The following is a 19,689-nucleotide window of genomic DNA, read 5'->3' on the forward strand; positions in this document are numbered from 1 at the left end:
TATTTATTATAAATACCAGAGCTATCTTCTAAATTTAAAATAATCAGAAAGAGCATGTTTCTTGTTTTTTAGCATTTCAGAGACTAACTCCATTCCAATTACGGAGAAAGTAATTCCATTTCCGCCAAAACCTAAAACAAAATAGGTACTTTTAAAATTTGGATGTTCTCCTATATAAGGCAATCCATCTTTGGTCTCGCCAAATGTTCCTGCCCAAACAAAATCCATGCGAAAGTCATAATTTGGTAAAATTTTGTTTAAATACTTCGTCAATTTTGTTGCCTTATCAGTAAGTAGTGAATCCCTTTTATGTGCATCTACAAATTCTTCGTCTTCACCGCCAATCAGCAACCGGTTGTCATCGGTAGTTCGCATATAAATATAGGGTTCTGCAGTATTCCAAAAAAGAGTATTATTAAGATGAGATTGATCATCTTCAAATCTCTCACCTACCATTGCATAGGTAGATAAAAGCTTCACAAAATCATCTTTAATGATGTCGGTACTTTCAAAACCATTGCAATAAATTAGTTTCTTAGCCTTAATTGTAGTGCCATGTTCTGTTAAAACTTCAACTCCAGTTTCAAGATAAGTTACTTTTTTGATGTCTGTTTTATCAAATATCTTTAATCCTTTTTTATGATTAAAGGCTAAAATATCATGAGCTAATTTAAACGCATCAATACTTCCTCCTTGTTCAGAAAGGATGCCTCCATATGAATTTTTAATTTGAAATTGACTATCAATCTCATCAGCTTCAAGCCACTTAACGGGCATTCCAATGTTTTTTCGGGCCTCAAATTCTTTTTTTAATCCAGCAACATCTTTTTTGAAAGCCGCAAAATAAAGGGATTCTTTTTTCTTAAAACCACAATCAGATTTTATGTCTTTAACAATTTGCTCTAAGGCATCAATAGATTTATAACACGCCCAATAACTTTCTTCGGCAGCTTTTTTACCAATTTGATCTGTAAGTTGATAAAGCGGAATGTCAATCTCATATTGAAGCATTGATGTTGTAGCTGATGTACTACCATGCCCAATTTCTCTGCGATCTATTAAAGTAGTTTTATAGCCGTCTTTTATGCATTGATGGGCAATTAGACTTCCTGTAATTCCGCCACCTACAATTAAAACTTCAGTTTCTAAATCTTCTCTCAAGGAAGGATAGGAATTGATTATTCCATTTTTTACTAACCAAAAAGGTTCACTAGATTTTAGTTTCATAAAGCTTCTTTTTTATCAAATTTAGTAAAAAAAATCTTTTTAATAAATTACATAATGATAGAATAAGAGATTGAATTAAAAAAAATGAGCTTATAAAAATCAGATTTTTGTCTAATTTTTATAAGCTCAACTGCCAAAATATTATAAATATTATTTTTTAGGTTCACTAAGGTTTTCCAACATATCCGTTGTCATGGTTTCCAAATCAAATTTGTGTTTCTAGTTTCAATCTTTTCTAGCTTCAGCATCATCAATACTGGCAGGCCAGCTGTCCGCAATTTTTTGACGGAAGGAAGTTTTTTATCTTTTGAATTAACTAAATAATTGTAAAACATAACTTACTTTAAATTATTATTTAGTATTTTCGTTAAAACATAAACTAAATACTATTGACTTATAACCAAGATATTAAGCATGAAAAAGAAAATTATCCCCTCCCCCCTTCTTTAATTTAAGAAATATCTTAAAAAAGTGAATTATATATTTTTAAAGCTTCTATTTTAAAATTTATGCTAGCGGTAGGCAAATTTGGGATTATATGTACACCACTTGTTCTTGTGAAAAAAACATCTATAGAGTAAGCACTTGCGGAATAGAAGGTGGAGGAGCAGGTGGAAATGGAGAAACACCAAGTTTTCCTCAATTTCCCACTGAGAATCAAATTATTGATTTTTTATCGCCTGAAGGTAAATTCATTAGATACCAATTTATAAATAATATTTGGAAAATAGTGCTCATAAATCTTGCTGATGTTATTGTTAAATCAAAACCGGCAAAATATTCGTTTTTAATTTTTAATTATCCTGTTAATCAGCAAAAAGTTTATAACGATGGAATGGTTTATACATTTGAGTCTGAAATAAATACATGGAGTGGGGTTATAGCTACAGATGAGTTAACAGCACAAGCTATTGAAGACCAAATTGATGATAGCAAACTCGATCCTTGTACGAAAGCAGTTTTAGATAAATTGAAAAAACTAACACAAAGTGATATTGCAGATATATTTAAAAAGCTTGGAAAAACTTCAACTGTTTATAATCTAACTTACGAAATAAAACCTAACAATGGTAATCCAGGTTCAACTAAACAAACCGCTCCAAATAATTATTCTACTACATTGGATAGCGATTTTTTATATGGTATAGATGGAACAGGTATAAATAAGCCTCCCACAAATCATGCAATTGCAGCAGTAATGATTCATGAGATGGTTCATACTTATTTTTTTAGTCTATTTGATGATAACAAAAATAATGGAGTTCCCAAAGCACTTGACAATTTTGATATTTTATACAGTAAATATGTGTCAAACCAATATGTAGGGGCAGATGATGCTCAACACGCCCAAATCTGGAAAAGTTTTATTAAAATTATGGCATCTTCATTACAAGAATTTAACACTGGAATACCGACCGATTCTCCTACTCAGTTTTATCAAGATATTATGATGGGGACTTTGATGACTACTAATATTTTTAAAAGTAAATACAATGAAGGTAGTGCTGAGTATAATAGAATTAAAAACAATTATATCACTGAAAAAAAGAATGGTAGTAATGACCCTAGTTATTCTCCAAAAGGAAAACCTTGTCAATAAATCGAAATCATGAAAAAAACGATAATCGCAGTTTTTATAACGTTATTTATTTCGTGCTCCTCTACAAAAGTTGAAAAAGAAATTATAAACGATTTTATAAAAAATCAATTTATAAATGATAAATATAGTAACATTTTAGTTGAAGAGGCTTTGCCCAGAACAATGGCCCTACAGTACTATGAAAATGCTTATAATCAAAGAAATCTTTATGACGGGGTAAAGAGTTTTATGCCCAATGGAGCTCCTCCATATTCGTGGGAGATTGATTCAGTTGAAATCGCTACATTAAAACAGAAATATAAGAATGACAAATTATCCTATAAGTGGAAAAAATCTGATTTTATTAACCATAAGTTTAAAATTTTCCCCTACGAAACTTTACGTAAGCGCGGAAGTAGTGAATTAGGAGGGTACGGTTTTTATATGTCGCAACCGTTAATTACTTTAGACCAAAAACATGCCTTTCTATTTTATCGATCTTTTGCTATTGAAATAGGATTTAGCACAGAAAAAGCTATATTATTAAAAAAGGTAAACGGTATTTGGGTAGAATCCTATCATTATAATAATGTCAGTGAAATTAATTAATTCTTTATAACTTCTTTGATGACGACTTTATTGACAAAAAATGACCAAAATCTATACAAAGAATCACAAACAACAACAGTATTCATACAATACCACTCTGTTTGTCAAGAGGTTAATTGTAATGATTTCTCCGTGAGAGGACAGTGTTTTAAAGCACAAGGAAACAGGATAATAGAAATTAATCATAATCTTCAAAAACTTAAAACCAAAGCAAGAGAAAATTTAAAAATTGAATTAGGACAGGAAGTTTATTCTAAAAGATGTATTTAACCAGAACCTGTTTTTGGAAGTATTGAGCAAAACAAAGGATTTAAAAGATTTACCTTAACCAAAATAACCAAAGTAAACATTGAATTTGGATTGATTGCCATTGCTCACAATTTTTCTAAATGGATAGCAAAAGTATGGTCACAGAATTTTAAACCATTTTTTAACTTTACTAACCAACTCACTAATCTTTTAAGACAATTTTTGATACCAAATTTAGAATATTCTAAAAATTATTTAGAAATCAAAACTTATAAATAAAAAAAAGAGGCTGTTTTTTCGGACAGCCTCTTTTTTGTGACACTTAAGTTTTTACTTTAAATGTTCTAGCATATCTGTTGTCATGGTTTCCAAATCAAATTTGTGTTTCCAGTTCCAATCTTTTCTAGCTTCAGCGTCATCAATACTGGCAGGCCAGCTGTCCGCAATTTTTTGACGGAAGTCTGGTTCGTATGTGATAGTGAACTCAGGTATATGTTTTTTTATTTCAGCAGCAATTTCTGTTGGCGTAAAGCTCATTGCAGCTAAGTTATAGGAAGAACGAATTTTTATTTCTTCCACTGGCGCTTGCATGATTTGAATCGTTGCAGCAATTGCATCGTCCATATACATCATTGGCATTTTAGTTTCAGATGATAAAAAACATTCATATGTTTTATCAGAAAGTGCTTTATGGAAAATATCCACTGCATAATCAGTAGTTCCGCCACCAGGAGGCGAAGACCAACTAATTAAGCCAGGATAACGAATGCTTCGCACATCGACACCAAAAATATTATGATAGTATTCACACCATCTTTCACCAGCTTGTTTACTGATTCCGTAAACTGTAGAAGGTTCCATAACGGTATATTGAGGCGTATTTTCTTTTGGAGTAGTTGGACCAAAAACGGCAATACTAGAAGGCCAGAATATTTTTTTAATTTTTCCAGCTTTGGCTAAATTTAAAACATGAAATAAAGAATTCATATTCAAATCCCACGCAAATGCAGGGTTTTTTTCGGCTGTAGCCGATAATAAGGCAGCCATTAGATAAATTTCATCTATTTGATGCAATTCTACAAGGTGCTCAATTTGATTGAAATCTAATGCGTTTACTACTTCAAAAGGACCGGAATTAACAACATCTGTATTCAGTTTCCTGATATCTGATGCAATTACATTTTCGGTTCCATATATCTCACGTAATTTATGGGTAAGTTCTGTCCCAATTTGTCCGCAAGCGCCGATAATCAATATTTTAGTACTCATTTTGTCTATTTTGAAATACAAATATAATGTTTTCGTAGATATCTTTATTTTCAAGAAAAGATTTATAAATTCACAAATCGAATAGTAATCACGAACTTTCTCTCTTAATTTTCACTCGTTTAGTCATAAAAAAAGCGATAATACTATTAGATTGTTATTCCTAGATGTGAATTCGTAATTGTAAATTTACTTTGTAACTTTGTGTTTTAATTCAAATCGAAATGATAAATAAAATAGCAATCTTCTTTTTTTTGGTTTTCATTTTTTCATCTTGTCAAAATGACGATCAAAAACGAATTGCAGAAAATAATAAAGAGATTCAGAGAAAGGAAGTTCAATTTAAAAACATTGAAAAAAGTTGGGTTTTTTATGATACTCCGATAACCGAAGCTTCTGAAAAAAGCATGGCTAATTGGAACGAATGGCGCCTTTTTTTGAATGAGTTAGCTCAAAAGCCCAAAAAAACGCTCGGTGCTTTTCAACAAAAATCAAAAGTGCTAACTAAAAAAGTCATGGCTTTAAACGATAATATTCCTGCTGAATTTAATATCCCTCCCATAAAAAGTAGAATTTCTACTGTATTAGCTAAAGTACAAATGCTGAATCTATATATTAATTTAGACGTGATACCAGAAAAAAAAGTGGCTAGTATTATTGCAGAAATCAATACAGAACTAGTTTCCTTGCAGAGACAAATGGAAAAAACGATTGATAAAAGTAAGATTCCAGTCGAAGTAGGCGAATCTGATTTATTAAAAATGATGGATGCTTCGCGAGCTATTCCAAACACACCAATTACAGATCCAAACACACCTAGAGTTGAGTAAAACAGTCTTATATAATACCTACGATAATTCTCCAAAAACACAGCAAATAGCTGCTAGTTTGCTAGAAAATAATCAAGTAAAAATGCATCTTTCTGGTTTGATAGGATCAGCATTTTCATTTGTAATTCGCTCTATTTTTAAAAAAGCAGAACTTCCTTTTCTAATAGTTTTAAACAATAAGGAGGAAGCTGCCTATTATCTGAACGATTTAGAACAAATGATTGGCGATCAGGATGTACTTTTTTATCCGGGATCCTTTCGCCGTCCGTACCAAATCGAGGAAACGGACAATGCGAATGTTTTGCTTCGTGCCGAAGTTTTAAATCGTATTAATTCGCGAAAAAAACTAGCTATTATTGTTACTTATCCCGAAGCACTTTTTGAAAAAGTTGTGACTCGAAAAGAATTGGATAAAAACACCTTGAAAGTAGCTATTGGCGATAAAATTTCTATCGATTTTATCAATGAAGTTTTATTTGAATATGAATTTAAGAGAGTCGATTTTATTACAGAACCCGGCGAATTCTCCGTTCGTGGAGGAATTGTAGATGTTTTTTCTTTTTCAAATGATAATCCGTACCGAATAGAATTTTTTGGCGATGAAGTAGAAAGCATTCGTAGTTTTGATGTTGCTACACAATTATCCATTGAAACGCAAAAGAAAATTACTATAATTCCCAATGTTGAAAACAAAGTTTTTCAGGAAAATAGGGAGAGTTTCTTAGATTACATTTCGGAGAAAACAGTCATTTTCATCCAAAACACCGAAGATTTTTTATCGCAATTAGACAAACAATTTGCAAAGGCAGAAGAAGCTTTTTCTAAATTATCTCAAGAAATAAAACGCTCTACACCAGACGAATTGTTCTTGAATCAAGCTTCTTTTATAAAACGAGCTTTGGATTTTTCTGTTGTTGAGGTGAGTTCTAAACCTATTTTTAGAACTACTAAAAAATTCGAATACCACATTCAGCCGCAACCCTCCTTCAACAAACAATTTGATTTATTACTTAATAATTTGAGTGAAAACCATTTCAATGGCTATAAGAATTATTTGTTCTGTTCGAATGAAGCGCAAGCAAAGCGATTTCACGATATTTTCGAAACTTTAGACGAAGCTAATTCTGAGAACATCCGCAAGCAATATCATACTGTTGTTTTGCCTTTATACCAAGGATTTGTTGATGAAGAAAACCAAATTACTTGTTATACGGATCATCAAATTTTTGAACGCTATCATAAATTTAATATCAAAAGTGGCTATTCAAAAAAACAAAATATCACTTTAAAAGAGCTTACGACTTTATCCGTTGGTGATTATGTAACGCATATTGATCATGGAATAGGGCGTTTTGGTGGCTTGCAAAAAATACAAGTAGAAGGTAAAACGCAAGAAGCCATCAAATTGGTTTATGCTGATAATGATATTGTGTACGTGAGTATTCATTCGCTTCACAAAATTTCGAAATACAACGGAAAAGATGGAGCGCCACCTAAAATATATAAGTTAGGTTCGAATGCTTGGAAGATTTTAAAACAAAAAACCAAAGCTCGAGTTAAACACGTGGCGTTTAATTTGATTCAACTCTATGCTAAAAGACGCTTGGATAAAGGATTTCAGTTTGCACCAGACAGTTATTTGCAAAACGAATTAGAAAGTTCGTTTATTTATGAAGATACGCCAGACCAGACCAAATCAACGGCTGAAGTAAAAGCCGATATGGAAAGTGATCGCCCGATGGATCGCTTAGTTTGTGGTGATGTAGGATTTGGTAAAACCGAAGTGGCAATTCGCGCTGCCTTCAAAGCAGTTGATAATAGCAAACAAGTGGCCATTTTAGTTCCAACGACTATTTTGGCGTATCAACATTACAGAACTTTTACCGAAAGGTTGAAAGATATGCCGGTTTCAATTGGTTACTTAAACCGATTTAGGACCGCCAAACAAAAAGCTGAAACCTTAAAAGATTTATCTGATGGAAAACTAGACATCGTTATTGGCACACACCAATTAGTGAACAAAAATGTAGTTTTTAAAGACTTGGGATTGTTGATTGTGGATGAAGAACAAAAATTTGGTGTAAATGTTAAAGATAAACTTAAAACGATTGCTGCCAATGTTGATACACTTACCTTAACGGCAACACCAATACCTAGGACTTTACAGTTTTCATTAATGGCAGCGCGAGATTTATCAGTAATTACCACTCCGCCGCCCAATCGATATCCTATAGAAACGAATGTAGTTGGTTTTAGCGAAGAGCTGATTCGGGATGCGATTTCGTATGAAATTCAGCGTAACGGTCAAGTTTTTTTCATTAATAACAGAATCGAAAATATAAAAGAAGTTGCTGGAATGATTCAACGTTTGGTGCCTAATGCCCGTGTGGGAATTGGCCACGGACAAATGGACGGAAAAAAGCTAGAAGAGTTAATGTTGGCTTTCATGAATGGCGAATTTGATGTTTTAGTAGCTACCACAATCATTGAAAGCGGATTGGACGTTCCTAATGCAAACACGATTTTTATTAATAATGCCAATAACTTTGGATTGTCAGATTTGCATCAAATGCGGGGTCGAGTAGGACGAAGTAATAAGAAAGCATTTTGCTATTTTATTTGTCCTCCATATTCTGCGATGACCGATGATGCTAGAAAGAGAATTCAAGCATTAGAACAATTTAGTGAATTAGGAAGTGGTTTTAATATTGCCATGAAAGATCTTGAGATTCGAGGTGCTGGAGATTTATTAGGTGGTGAACAAAGTGGATTTATTAATGAAATAGGTTTTGATACCTATCAGAAAATTCTAAACGAAGCCATTGATGAATTGAAGGAAAATGAATTCAAGGATTTATATCCGGAAGAAAATGATATTGAAACAAAAGAATATGTAAAAGACTTGCAAATCGACACGGATTTTGAGTTATTGTTTTCTGATGAATACATCAATAATGTATCGGAACGATTGAGTTTATATAATGAATTAGGAGCGGTAAAAAACGAAGAAGAATTGATTGTTTTTCAAAATAAATTGATTGACCGTTTTGGTCCGATGCCGCCACGAGCAAAAGCTTTGATGAATAGTATTCGCATCAAATGGATCGCAACTCGATTAGGAATTGAGAAATTAGTAATGAAGAAAGGAAAAATGATTGGTTATTTTGTATCCGATCAGCAATCCGATTATTACCAATCGAAGCGATTTACTAATATGTTACAATTCGTTCAAAAGAATAGTGCGATTTGTAAAATAAAAGAAAAAGAAACCCCAACAGGTTTAAAGCTTTTATTAACTTTTGAAAATGTTAAGAATACAAGGACTGCTTTAGAATATATGGAAATGTTGGGAGGGAAATGATAATTTAATTATAAAGCTTCCAGCCTTTCAAAGGCTGGAAGCTTTAAATTTATTTATTCTATAATCAAATCTTCGATTTCACCTAAATCGTGATCAATAGTATGACAATAGATAAAGTTTTCTACATCATGAAAAGTTTCAATTACTTTTTCTCTTTGTAATTTGGTTGTTTTTTTTGATATAACAGTACCGTACGAAGTCCAAGGATATTCAATTATCGTTTCTGTAAACTTATGATGCACAGGATTATTATGAATATAAAAAATAAGTTTTTGGAAATAAGCATCAGAACTAACTAATTTTCTCCTAAAATTTTTCTCAAATAAACTACCAGTTCTTTTATATCGTTTATTCATTGCTAAGGTATAAGCATTAAATAAGTTCGAAAACTGTTTTGAAGCGCTTATGGCTTTCGGTTTATCAGTAGAGGAATATTCTAATGTTGAAACATCAATTTCGTCGATTTCTTTTATATAAACCAGAATATGGAAATGATTCCTCATTAAACACCAAGCATAAGTTTCTGCTATTGGATCAATGTATTTTGTGTACAATCTTAAAAAATGATTGTAATTTTCGGTTTCAAAAAACAAATCAATTCCATTATTGCCTCTATTATAAATGTGATAATATTTACCGTTTTCTAGAGGAATTGGATTCATAATAGTCTTTTTCAAATAGTAATTTTTCTAAAGCTTCCAGCCTTTCAAAGGCTGAAAGCTTTAATATGTCATCATTAATTCTTCAAATCCTTTATCACTTTAAATGCCACATCAACTTGCTCTTCACTTACTAAAATCGTAAACTCATTAGAAGTGGATATAACCTCGTTTATTATAATTCCTTCCCAAGCCAAACGCTGAAAAATGAAGTAATAAATACCAGGGACAACAATATTTTCTTTAGGTAATTTTACCGTTATCGAGGCTAGATTGTCCAGTTTTTGAATCAATTTTTCACCAGCAAAGTGTTTGTCAACCAAATGATTAACGCTATTGCTTACGACAATGTTGGTTTCATTTACTCCTCTTGAAGAAGTGTAAAAAATGTCAGGAAAAGAGTTAATATCTGTAATTAAATCGGCTTGTTTGTTCAAAACAGTATCGGATGCGGCAAAGGTATAATCAGTCAAGGCAGAACGAACGGTTATTTCTCCGATGTTTTTGATGACTTTATTAATTTTATGATTTAATCGAAAATCTAGTTCTTCTGTAAGTCTTTTTAAAGCCATTACAACAGCGCCTTGTTTTACTTCTTTGCCAAAATCATTTTCCAATTCGGTCATTATATTTCTTGATAATGAGGTCAAATTGATAATACCAAGTGATAAGGCATTCAATAAAAAAGGCTTGGTTTTAATGTAGTTTTCTACAATGGAAGATACCGTTTTCATAAGGAACTATTTTTTTATTTAAAGTAAAAATGCTTTTGCTCCGAAGTGAAACAAAACGCAAATGTAAATAAAAAAACAATTTGTTACAAATATAACATTAGCAAAAGCCTTTAAAAGTAATAAAAAGCATCGATAAGATGCTCAATAACAAAAGATTTGTCTTCTTTGTGAATGGCAATGATATCGAAACGAACTTCGAGGTCGATATTTTTTTGGTTTACAAAAGCATCTACGGCTTTAACGAGAAGTTGTATTTTTTTGGGTTTAACAAAATCTTGTGGGAGACCAAAATCTAAGGATGATCTCGTTTTAACTTCGACTATGGCAAGTATATTTTCTTTTTGTGCAATAATATCAATCTCTGCTTTTTGAAAAGTCCAATTGGTTTCTAAAATTGTGTAGCCTTCTTTGGTTAAAAATTCAACAGCCATTTCTTCCCCTAATTTACCAAGTTCGTTGTGTTCAGCCATTTATTTCAGTTTACAGTTTCAGTTGTTAGTGTTCAATCAAAAATTAATTAAAGAAATCATTCGTAATTAATCTAAAATACGCAATCTAAAAATCAATTAATGATGTGTTTCTATTATAAAATCTTAAATCGTTAATCAGCAATCTGAAATGTAAATCGTAGCTATTCAAAGACTACAGTACTCATCTTATTATTTACGTCAAGGCTCACTTTATTGCCCAAAATTAAAGCTCTATTGTCTTGAATGTGTCCTGCAGGAAAATTATATAACACTGGAATATTGTATTTTTTGGTGACATCATCAATAATTTCAATAGCATTTTTTCCCCAAGGAATGTCGTTATCTTTCATTTTTGTCATCGATCCTACAATAATTCCTTTGATACTTTCTAAACAACCATTGCGCTTTAAGTTCATCATCATTCGATCTATATGATATAAATATTCATCTAAATCTTCTATAAATAAAATTTTATCAGAACAATCAATGGCTGATGGAGAGCCAAAAAGGCTGTATAAAATAGATAAATTTCCGCCAACTAATTCTCCTGAAGCTTTGCCAAGTCTGTTCATGGCAAAAGGTTGTACCTCATAACTTAACTTTCCTCCAAATAAAGCAGTTCGTAAAGTTTCGATGGCTGCGGGTGTTGCTCTCGCAACAGTTACTGGCATAATACCATGAATAGATTTAAATCCCATGGTATTCAAATGATTGTGTAAAGCTGTAACATCGCTAAAACCTATAAGCCATTTTGGCTGCTGTTTAAACTTTGTAAAATCTAGTAAATCAATGATTCTAACTGTGCCATAACCCCCTTTTACACACCAAATTGCTTTTATATTTGGATCGTCCATCTGTTGCTGAAAATCAGCAGCTCGTTCTGCATCCGTCCCTGCCAATTGATTATTGTCTAAGCCAATTGTATTGCCAATTACTACATTAAGTCCCCAGCTTTTTAATAAATCAATTGCGGGTTGTAAGTTATCATCTATATTTTTTCTGGCTGTTGCCAAAATAGCTACCGTATCTCCTTTTTGTAATTTTGGTGGTGTAATCATCTGTTTTTGGGCTTGACTATTAAAAGATTGTAAAATAAAAAGAATAAAAATTATTTGATATATAAAAGGGTTGCGTATTGTAATGTGAGTTTTTTTATGAAGCATGCTTTGTGTTTTATTGAAAAAATAGAATAATAAAGCGGTTTTATTGTAGAAACAAAGATAGACAATTCCAAAATAATTTTAAGTTCCAATTCCAATTGACTATTTTTACTCGTAACTGATTCATTTGAAATCGAATTAATGATTGTAATAATTAAATTTATGAGAATACTATTTTGGATTCCTTTTCTTATTTTATGTTTTGCATTCACAAATAGTCATGCGCAACCCAAGAAATACATCATTCACACCGTTGCTTTTTACAACTTTGAAAATCTTTTTGATACTATTGATGATCCAGAAACTTTTGATGAAGAGTGGACACCAACGGGTTTGCAACGTTGGACAATTGATAAATACCAAAAAAAATTAAGTAATTTAGCTCGTGTTTTAGCTGAAATCGGCTCTTCTGAAAATACAGATGCTCCCACTTTTATTGGTGGATGCGAAATCGAAAATAGAAACGTTCTTGAAGACTTGGTAAAACAACCCCAACTGATCGAGAAAGACTACGGAATTATTCATTTTGACTCACCAGACAAACGCGGAATTGATGTGGCGTTATTGTATCGGAAAAATAAATTCAAGCCCACAAGTTCCATAAACATTCCATTGTACATTTATAAGAAAGAGATTTATAGAAAGGAAGAAATCAAAATTAATCCACAAGATATTACGGATGATGATTTGCAAGTGAGTCCAAAGAATTATAGGGTGTATACTCGGGATCAATTATTAGTAACAGGGTTTTTAGATGGTGAAGAAATTAACATTATTGTCAATCACTGGCCGTCTCGTTCTGGAGGTGAAAAAAAGTCAAGTCCGTTTAGAGAAGCTGCAGGTACATTAAATAGAAAAATAATCGATTCACTGCAACGTATAAATCCAAAAGCAAAAGTGATTACCATGGGTGATCTTAATGATGGGCCGTATAACAAAAGTGTCAAAATTGCTCTTGGAGCCAAAGCGAAAAAAGCAGAAGTTAAGGAATTTGGAATCTACAATCCATTTGAAGAAATGGCTAAAAACGGAATGGGAACTATTGCGTACCGTGACGCATGGGATATTTTTGATCAAATAATGGTTTCCGAGACTCTAATTCAAACCGATTATTCTAGTTTTAGGTATTGGAAAGCAGGAATTTACAATAAACCCTTTTTGATTCAAAATAGTGGTCAATACAAAGGATATCCGTTGCGACATTCAACCACCGAAATTGGTTTTAGCGACCATTTCCCCGTCTATATTTATTTGATCAAAGAAAAAAAATAGTTTTATTATTTCATAACTTTACCTTTAAAACAAAAAAAATGGCAATAGCAAAACCCTTCAACCTCAGTAAATGGATTGAAGAAAACCGGGAACTACTAAAACCTCCTGTTGGAAATAAAAACTTATATACGGATTCTGGAGACTATATCATTATGGTAGTTGCGGGGCCAAATGCCCGTAAAGATTATCATTATAATGAAACCGAAGAGTTGTTTTATCAGCTAGAAGGCTCTATAAAAGTAATTGTTCAAGATAACGGAGAACGCCGAGAAATGGAACTTCATGCGGGAGATATGTACTTGCATCCAGCCAAAACTCCACATTCGCCTGTCCGTTCCCAGGGTTCAATTGGTTTGGTAATTGAGCGCAAAAGAGCAGGTTTAGGATATACAGATGGATTGTTATGGTTTTGCGATAATTGCAATCATAAATTACACGAAGTTTATTTTGAGTTGCACGATATCGAAAAAGATTTCTTACCACATTTCAAGCATTTTTATAGCTCAGAAAAGTTGAGAACGTGCTCCAAATGTGAAACTATCATGGAAACAGATCCTAAGTTTGTTTAATTAAGTTCTAATTTTTTTTATAGCTATTCCTGCTATCCGCTGTATCTTTTATCTCTAAAGAACGAGATAAAAGGATGCCGCTACTATCAGGGCTAAAAATCATCCATAGAAAAACAGTAAATTCTACTTCCAGAACAGAATAATGGTAAGCTAAATTCCATGCGCAATTGAAGTATAATTTAAAAAAAAAGCATTTTAAATTTCCTTTACTTATAGAGGAAAATAAAAATAATACTGATTATTATTTCACCTTAAATCGGTATGTTTGTATAAAAATATAACAATTTTTAATAAAAAAGTTACAATGATAACAATAGCAGATCAATTCGGAATCAAAGAAGCCCTTAAGCAATTAGGGATTGAAGCCATAAATGAAGGAACATCTACAGGTGAATCTAATTTTGCCAACGGAAAAATCATCGAAAGTTATTCGCCAGCAGACGGCGCTTTAATTGGAAAAGTAAAAACTTCTTCAAAAGAAGATTATGAAAAAGCAATGCAAAAAGCATCAGAAGCTTTTTTAGAATGGCGTATGATTCCAGCTCCAAAAAGAGGGGATATCGTTCGTCAGATGGGGGATGAATTAAGAAAATTTAAAGAACCTCTTGGAAAACTTGTTTCTTATGAAATGGGAAAAAGTCTTCAAGAAGGATACGGAGAAGTTCAGGAAATGATTGATATCTGCGATTTTGCAGTAGGATTATCTCGTCAACTTTACGGATTAACGATGCACTCTGAAAGACCTTTGCACAGAATGTACGAACAATACCATCCAATAGGAACCGTTGGAATTATCTCTGCCTTCAACTTTCCAGTAGCGGTTTGGAGTTGGAATGCTATGATTGCTTGGGTTTGTGGTGATGTTGCTATTTGGAAACCAAGTTCAAAAGTGCCTTTATGTGGTATTGCTTGTCAAAACATAATCAAAACTGTTCTTAAAAGAAATAATGTACCAGAAGGAGTTAGCTGTTTAGTAACTGGAAATGAGTCAGGTGATTTAATCAATAATGACAAAAGAATTTCTTTAGTTTCTTTTACTGGATCAACTAGAATTGGTCGTCACGTATCAAAAACTGTGGCGGAACGTTTTGGAAACACCATTCTTGAATTAGGTGGAAACAATGCAATTATAGTTTCTGAACATGCAGATATTAGTATGGTTTTAGTAGGTGCTGTTTTTGGTGCAGTTGGAACTGCCGGACAACGTTGTACATCAACAAGACGTTTAATTATTCACGAAAGTGTGTATGACAAAACGATTAGTGTTTTGAAAAATGCTTACGGTCAGTTACAAATTGGAAATCCATTAGACGAAAATAATCACGTTGGACCGCTAATTGACAAAGGTGCTGTGAAAGATTATTTAGAAGCTATTGAAGCGGCTAAAAAAGAAGGTGGAAAAATTATTGTAGAAGGTGGTTTAGTAGAAGGTGAAGGTTACGAAAGTGGTTGTTATGTAAGACCATGTATCATTGAAGCGGCCAATCATTTTGATATTGTTCAAACTGAAACTTTTGCACCTATTCTATATGTAATGAAATACAGCACAATCGAAGAAGCAATTGCAATGCAAAATGGAGTTCCACAAGGACTTTCTTCTTCTATCTTTACCAATAGCATGAGAGAAATGGAATTGTTCCTATCTCAATCGGGTTCTGATTGCGGAATTGCCAATGTAAATATTGGAACTTCTGGAGCAGAAATTGGTGGTGCATTTGGTGGAGAAAAAGAAACTGGTGGTGGCCGCGAGTCAGGATCGGATGCTTGGAAAGCGTATATGAGAAGACAAACCAATACAATCAATTACGGTACACAGTTGCCATTGGCACAAGGAATCAAATTTGATTTGTAGTCTAAAATAAAATACTAAAAAAGGCAATTTGAAATTTTCAAATTGCCTTTTTTTATACTTACTACTTTGTGAAATTTATGTTGAAATAAAACTATAAATTAAAAGAAGCACCAATGTTAAATGCAAATTGGTTGTTTAATCGATCAAACCCAACAGGATTTGTTTTGTAACTTGCAATTGGAATTCCTGCTTCTGTAAAAATACCAAAACCTTCTGTAAAGAAATAACGGAAACCTAAATGTGCTCCGAAATTTCTTAACCCTAAATCTAATCCTGGATAAATATCCATTTTTGGATCTAATTGAAATACATTCCCTAAGTTCGCATTAAAACGACCTTTAACATCTACTCTATCTCCAAAAGACGGTGTGTTGTCTAATTCATCTTTAGAAACAGATAATAAATAAGAAGTAACGAATCCAAAAGACATGTTTTCTCCAAGACCAAAATCTGTAGAGACTCTAATTCCAGATCCTCCGTTTTGAATGTTTGCTCCAATATCAAATTTCACATCTCCATTTCCTTTAAATGCTTGTGCATTTATAAGACCGATAGTGAATAGTAACGCTAATGTAATAGTCTTTTTCATACTCTTCAATTTTAAATTTGACGTAAAATTAGTTCAATTAATCTAATTTCTTCCTTTCTCATCAAAATATAATTGATGTAAGGGTTCACTCTGCCAAAATTCTTTAGTATCAACATCCATAATGGTCAACGGACCTTTAAAAGCTGCTCCAGTATCTACATTCCATATATTTGCTTTTTGAACAGGAGTTGTTTCTCCAATTCGGGTAACAGGAGTATGTCCAATATAAATCTCATTATAAAGTGTAAAACGTTTTGGGTAGAATGGGTGGTCTAAATTCATTCTATTATCAAGTGACAAAGCCGTTTCCCATAAAGTTCTGTCCCAATAAAATTGGTTCGGAAAATACTCATATTCAACCCCATTCATATTAGTAAAGCCAGCATGAACAAACAAACGACCTTGCTCATCTAAGAAAAAATTATGAAGTGATTTTAAGAATTCGATATGCTTTTTTTTGGTTATTAAACTAACAGATTCATAAGCAGTTACGGTGGCTTCTCCACCATGTTTATACCATAACAAATTATCTTTACTTTCATCAAGCCACTCCAATAATAAATCGTCATGATTCCCACGAATGCAGATGCAGTTTTGCTTTGTTTTTAATGCAATAAGGAAATCGATGACTTGTGGAGATTGACTCCAGCCATCAACATAATCCCCCAAAAAAATCAAAGTGTCATTTTTAGTAACTTTAGCTCTTTCCATAATTTGGTGAAGCGCTCTCAAGCCACCGTGGATATCGCCTATAACAAGTGTTCTCATGTCCTATTTTGTCTTTTTAATAATGTAAAAATAGCATAAAGGAAATGCTATTTTTCAATTTATAAAAATAAGTAAAACAGTCCTGAAACAGTGTGTTTTTAATATATATTTTAAAAATTAATTACAATAAGGTGAACATAAAATTCAATCTAGTTAAACTCAAATTCCAATTATAAATTATTTTTTAATTAAGGTTAAATATCACTAATTTAGGGGATTGTTTTTGAGTATTTTTAAAATTAACTTTACAAAAAATAATTTAAATTTGTTCAAGATGAGTACGTTTCTTTCTCTATCCTTACTTTTAGCTAAAATGATTTCTTTGGTTTTAAAAGCAGTAATTTCTTTATTTTAGAATTTATAAAACCAAAAAATCTTTATTATTTTAATTGTTCATTCTTTCTAAAATAGGAGGAGTTTCTATCTATTGTACATCATACTTCATTTTTCTTAAAATACGTAGTGCCTCTTTAAACGATAGGTATACGGATAAGAATGGCTTCAATAATGCTTTTGCATCTATCAGTTTTTGTTTTGCATCATCAAAACCGTTAAGGTAACAAATCATAAAGGTTGAGGGTAAGTTCTCTAAATCTTTCTGTTCTTGATTGGATAATGAATGTCCTTTTTGTAATTTGTTCAACAAAGCAATGTTTGAATTGTAAATATGAAACAGCATTTTTTTATTGAATTTCGGTGGTTCAAAAAGCATTACTCTATCAATTTTGTAATACCCATTATCTTGAAAATGAATCGTCTGTTTTTCTAACGGATAATAACTTGTTTTGTCATTTAATCCCAAAGGAACATATTCTATAATAGTAAAGCTATCCTCATTATAAGTAATTTCAACCACATCTTGAGCGGAGTAAAATAACTTAATCTGTTCATTAATGAGTTCAATATCTACGCGCGATAAATAGGTTTTGTCGCGCGATCTTTTAGGAATCCCTGCCCAACAAATTACAAATAATTCTTTAAATACTTTATATTTCGGCGCCATGTCTTTGTGCCGAAAATTCAAGAAATCAATTACACCATCAAGCGTATAAGCAATACTATTTCTAGAATTATTCTCGATACCTAAAACAGTTTCTGTATTTTGGTAATTTTTTTCAATTTTACCAATAACTGGCATGGTATTGCTGCCTTGACGCATATAAACACTGTAAATTGGAATGGTATAAATCCCTTTTTTAAAATGTGACGTATTGCTTTTTGGACTTATAGTAACCAATCCAATTACTTTATCCTTGGGTAAATTTGGAAAAGGAATATTCTCATATTGTATTTTCGGAGGATTTTCTAGATACGCATTTACTAAATTCTGAATTCGGCTGTCGTCAAAAAAGTCATCTCCTACAATTGTATTATCTTGATCCTCAACACCCACAATTATATAGGAATTGTTTGTGGGATTCGAATTTGATAAGGCGCAAATATGTTTCAAAAACTTAGCTTTTCCTTCTTGCGAATGTAAATTCAACTGACGCTTTTTATCAAAAAAACTGCTCTCGTCATTATGAGCGAGAAGATTTTTAATAAGAATGCGTTTGTTGATCATTGAATTCTTTTTTTTAAAACACGTTATAAAAATTACCGCAGATTCGCAGATTTATTTTCACTTTATAATCTGCGGTTCACTTTTATTAAGATTTATTCATCACCGTCGCCGAGGCTTGCGCAGTAGGAAGTACAATCAAATCAGCAATATTTACATGATACGGTCTAGAAACTACAAAATGAATAATATCAGCAATATCTTCAGCTCGCAACGGATCAAAACCTTTGTAAACATTGGCCGCTCTTTCCGAATCTCCTTTAAAACGCACTTCGCTAAACTCTGTTTCAACTGCTCCCGGATGAATTCCACCAACGCGAATTCCAAAAGGATTCAAGTCAATTCGCATCGCCTGATTTAATGCGTCAACAGCATGTTTAGAGGCGCAGTAAACGTTGCCATTTGGGTACACTTCTTTTCCAGCAATCGAACCAATGTTAATAATATGACCTGATTTTTGCGCAATCATTTTCGGGATTATAGCTTTCGAAACATATAAAAGTCCTTTTACATTAATGTCGATCATTGCATCCCAATCGTCTAAATCTCCATTCTGAATTGAATCCAAACCATGTGCATTTCCGGCATTATTAATCAAAACATCAATTTTAGAAAATGCTTCTGGCAAGGAATTAATGCTGTCAAAAACTGCTTTTTTATCTCGAACATCAAAGGATAAAGTGTAAACTTCTGTAAAAGCGGACAATTCCTTTTTCAATTCTAATAAGCGATCTTCACGGCGACCACACAGAATAATTTTGTAGTTATTTTTGGCTAATATTTGCGCAGTTGCTTTCCCAATTCCGCTGGTAGCACCAGTTACTAAAGCTATTTTACTCATTTTTTTTATTTTTTATCTCATGCTAAAATTATTCCTACTTTTATTTGGGCGTGACCTAAAATTTCGTCGTCGTTCCTCCTCGTAACTTTAGGT

At 32.4% G+C, this 19,689-nt stretch carries 17 protein-coding genes and 1 pseudogene; 8 read left to right on the forward strand and 10 right to left on the reverse strand.

All coding sequences use genetic code 11. The features are described 5' to 3' along the window. Positions 1-21: 21 nt before the first annotated feature. Complete coding sequence (locus H2650_RS03585; RefSeq protein WP_188049379.1) at positions 22-1,227, reverse strand: FAD-binding oxidoreductase; 1,206 nt, start codon at positions 1,225-1,227, stop codon at positions 22-24. A gap of 538 nt (positions 1,228-1,765) precedes the next feature. Here H2650_RS03585 and H2650_RS03590 point away from each other — a divergent pair. The 3 genes and pseudogenes from H2650_RS03590 to H2650_RS15850 all read left to right on the forward strand — a co-directional run bounded on the left by H2650_RS03590 (position 1,766) and on the right by H2650_RS15850 (position 3,943). Continuing rightward, positions 1,766-2,827 (forward strand): hypothetical protein, encoded by a 1,062-nt coding sequence (locus tag H2650_RS03590; RefSeq protein ID WP_188049380.1) that lies wholly within the window; start codon positions 1,766-1,768, stop codon positions 2,825-2,827. A 9-nt stretch (positions 2,828-2,836) separates the two neighbouring features. Beyond that, positions 2,837-3,415 carry a hypothetical protein gene (locus H2650_RS03595; RefSeq protein ID WP_188049381.1) on the forward strand — a complete coding sequence of 193 codons (579 nt, stop codon included), beginning with the start codon at positions 2,837-2,839 and terminating at the stop codon, positions 3,413-3,415. A gap of 18 nt (positions 3,416-3,433) precedes the next feature. Continuing rightward, positions 3,434-3,943 (forward strand): annotated as a pseudogene (locus H2650_RS15850) (transposase). 51 nt (positions 3,944-3,994) lie between these two features. Here the strand turns inward: H2650_RS15850 and H2650_RS03610 are convergent. Continuing rightward, positions 3,995-4,933 (reverse strand): L-threonine 3-dehydrogenase, encoded by a 939-nt coding sequence (locus H2650_RS03610; RefSeq protein ID WP_188049383.1) that lies wholly within the window; start codon positions 4,931-4,933, stop codon positions 3,995-3,997. Between the two features lie 221 nt (positions 4,934-5,154). Here H2650_RS03610 and H2650_RS03615 point away from each other — a divergent pair, with 221 nt between their 5' ends. Further along, positions 5,155-5,760, forward strand: coding sequence for a hypothetical protein (locus H2650_RS03615; protein ID WP_188049384.1), 606 nt, complete (start codon positions 5,155-5,157; stop codon positions 5,758-5,760). Then, positions 5,753-9,121: a transcription-repair coupling factor gene (gene mfd, locus H2650_RS03620; protein ID WP_188049516.1), complete on the forward strand. Its 3,369-nt coding sequence runs from the start codon at positions 5,753-5,755 to the stop codon at positions 9,119-9,121. Before H2650_RS03615 ends, mfd begins: the two co-directional genes overlap by 8 nt. A 53-nt stretch (positions 9,122-9,174) precedes the next feature. Here mfd and H2650_RS03625 read toward each other — a convergent pair whose 3' ends face one another. The 4 genes from H2650_RS03625 to H2650_RS03640 form a co-directional block, all read right to left on the reverse strand. Beyond that, entirely contained in the window at positions 9,175-9,783 is a 609-nt protein-coding gene (locus H2650_RS03625; RefSeq protein WP_188049385.1) for a hypothetical protein, read from the reverse strand. A gap of 74 nt (positions 9,784-9,857) precedes the next feature. Next, entirely contained in the window at positions 9,858-10,514 is a 657-nt protein-coding gene (locus H2650_RS03630) for an aspartate kinase (protein ID WP_188049386.1), read from the reverse strand. 110 nt (positions 10,515-10,624) lie between these two features. After that, positions 10,625-10,984 carry a YraN family protein gene (locus tag H2650_RS03635; RefSeq protein WP_188049387.1) on the reverse strand — a complete coding sequence of 120 codons (360 nt, stop codon included), beginning with the start codon at positions 10,982-10,984 and terminating at the stop codon, positions 10,625-10,627. A 161-nt stretch (positions 10,985-11,145) separates the two neighbouring features. Further along, positions 11,146-12,042, reverse strand: coding sequence for an LD-carboxypeptidase (locus tag H2650_RS03640; RefSeq protein WP_188049517.1), 897 nt, complete (start codon positions 12,040-12,042; stop codon positions 11,146-11,148). A 264-nt stretch (positions 12,043-12,306) separates the two neighbouring features. Between H2650_RS03640 and H2650_RS03645 the strand changes: the two genes are divergently transcribed. From H2650_RS03645 to H2650_RS03655, 3 genes are all read left to right on the forward strand, one after another. Next, the gene (locus H2650_RS03645) at positions 12,307-13,416 is read left to right on the forward strand and encodes an endonuclease/exonuclease/phosphatase family protein (RefSeq protein ID WP_188049388.1); all 1,110 of its coding nucleotides are present in this window, start codon (positions 12,307-12,309) and stop codon (positions 13,414-13,416) included. Positions 13,417-13,454: 38 nt separating this feature from the next. Then, the gene (locus H2650_RS03650) at positions 13,455-13,985 is read left to right on the forward strand and encodes a 3-hydroxyanthranilate 3,4-dioxygenase (RefSeq protein ID WP_188049389.1); all 531 of its coding nucleotides are present in this window, start codon (positions 13,455-13,457) and stop codon (positions 13,983-13,985) included. A gap of 304 nt (positions 13,986-14,289) precedes the next feature. Continuing rightward, positions 14,290-15,837 carry an aldehyde dehydrogenase family protein gene (locus H2650_RS03655; protein WP_188049390.1) on the forward strand — a complete coding sequence of 516 codons (1,548 nt, stop codon included), beginning with the start codon at positions 14,290-14,292 and terminating at the stop codon, positions 15,835-15,837. 91 nt (positions 15,838-15,928) lie between these two features. Here H2650_RS03655 and H2650_RS03660 read toward each other — a convergent pair whose 3' ends face one another. The 4 genes from H2650_RS03660 to H2650_RS03675 form a co-directional block, all read right to left on the reverse strand. Further along, the gene (locus H2650_RS03660) at positions 15,929-16,426 is read right to left on the reverse strand and encodes a DUF6646 family protein (RefSeq protein ID WP_188049391.1); all 498 of its coding nucleotides are present in this window, start codon (positions 16,424-16,426) and stop codon (positions 15,929-15,931) included. A gap of 42 nt (positions 16,427-16,468) precedes the next feature. Next, positions 16,469-17,194, reverse strand: a complete 726-nt coding sequence (locus H2650_RS03665) for a metallophosphoesterase family protein (RefSeq protein ID WP_188049392.1) — start codon at positions 17,192-17,194, stop codon at positions 16,469-16,471. 424 nt (positions 17,195-17,618) lie between these two features. Further along, a complete protein-coding gene (locus H2650_RS03670; RefSeq protein WP_188049393.1) occupies positions 17,619-18,758 on the reverse strand; it encodes an ATP-binding protein in 1,140 nt (379 codons plus the stop codon). Between the two features lie 85 nt (positions 18,759-18,843). After that, a complete protein-coding gene (locus H2650_RS03675; protein WP_188049394.1) occupies positions 18,844-19,596 on the reverse strand; it encodes an SDR family NAD(P)-dependent oxidoreductase in 753 nt (250 codons plus the stop codon). Positions 19,597-19,689 lie beyond the last annotated feature (93 nt).

The organism is Flavobacterium sp. GP15 (assembly GCF_014281985.1).
GTDB lineage: Bacteria > Bacteroidota > Bacteroidia > Flavobacteriales > Flavobacteriaceae > Flavobacterium > Flavobacterium pygoscelis.

Excerpts from the sequence above, each read along its gene's own strand:
- H2650_RS03585 (WP_188049379.1), bottom strand. The coding sequence starts at position 1,227 with ATGAAACTAAAATCTAGTGAACCTTTTTGGTTAGTAAAAAATGGAATA.
- H2650_RS03590 (WP_188049380.1), top strand. The coding sequence starts at position 1,766 with ATGTACACCACTTGTTCTTGTGAAAAAAACATCTATAGAGTAAGCACT.
- H2650_RS03595 (WP_188049381.1), top strand. The coding sequence starts at position 2,837 with ATGAAAAAAACGATAATCGCAGTTTTTATAACGTTATTTATTTCGTGC.
- H2650_RS03610 (WP_188049383.1), bottom strand. The coding sequence starts at position 4,933 with ATGAGTACTAAAATATTGATTATCGGCGCTTGCGGACAAATTGGGACA.
- H2650_RS03615 (WP_188049384.1), top strand. The coding sequence starts at position 5,155 with ATGATAAATAAAATAGCAATCTTCTTTTTTTTGGTTTTCATTTTTTCA.
- H2650_RS03625 (WP_188049385.1), bottom strand. The coding sequence starts at position 9,783 with ATGAATCCAATTCCTCTAGAAAACGGTAAATATTATCACATTTATAAT.
- H2650_RS03630 (WP_188049386.1), bottom strand. The coding sequence starts at position 10,514 with ATGAAAACGGTATCTTCCATTGTAGAAAACTACATTAAAACCAAGCCT.
- H2650_RS03635 (WP_188049387.1), bottom strand. The coding sequence starts at position 10,984 with ATGGCTGAACACAACGAACTTGGTAAATTAGGGGAAGAAATGGCTGTT.
- H2650_RS03640 (WP_188049517.1), bottom strand. The coding sequence starts at position 12,042 with ATGATTACACCACCAAAATTACAAAAAGGAGATACGGTAGCTATTTTG.
- H2650_RS03645 (WP_188049388.1), top strand. The coding sequence starts at position 12,307 with ATGAGAATACTATTTTGGATTCCTTTTCTTATTTTATGTTTTGCATTC.
- H2650_RS03650 (WP_188049389.1), top strand. The coding sequence starts at position 13,455 with ATGGCAATAGCAAAACCCTTCAACCTCAGTAAATGGATTGAAGAAAAC.
- H2650_RS03655 (WP_188049390.1), top strand. The coding sequence starts at position 14,290 with ATGATAACAATAGCAGATCAATTCGGAATCAAAGAAGCCCTTAAGCAA.
- H2650_RS03660 (WP_188049391.1), bottom strand. The coding sequence starts at position 16,426 with ATGAAAAAGACTATTACATTAGCGTTACTATTCACTATCGGTCTTATA.
- H2650_RS03665 (WP_188049392.1), bottom strand. The coding sequence starts at position 17,194 with ATGAGAACACTTGTTATAGGCGATATCCACGGTGGCTTGAGAGCGCTT.
- H2650_RS03670 (WP_188049393.1), bottom strand. The coding sequence starts at position 18,758 with ATGATCAACAAACGCATTCTTATTAAAAATCTTCTCGCTCATAATGAC.
- H2650_RS03675 (WP_188049394.1), bottom strand. The coding sequence starts at position 19,596 with ATGAGTAAAATAGCTTTAGTAACTGGTGCTACCAGCGGAATTGGGAAA.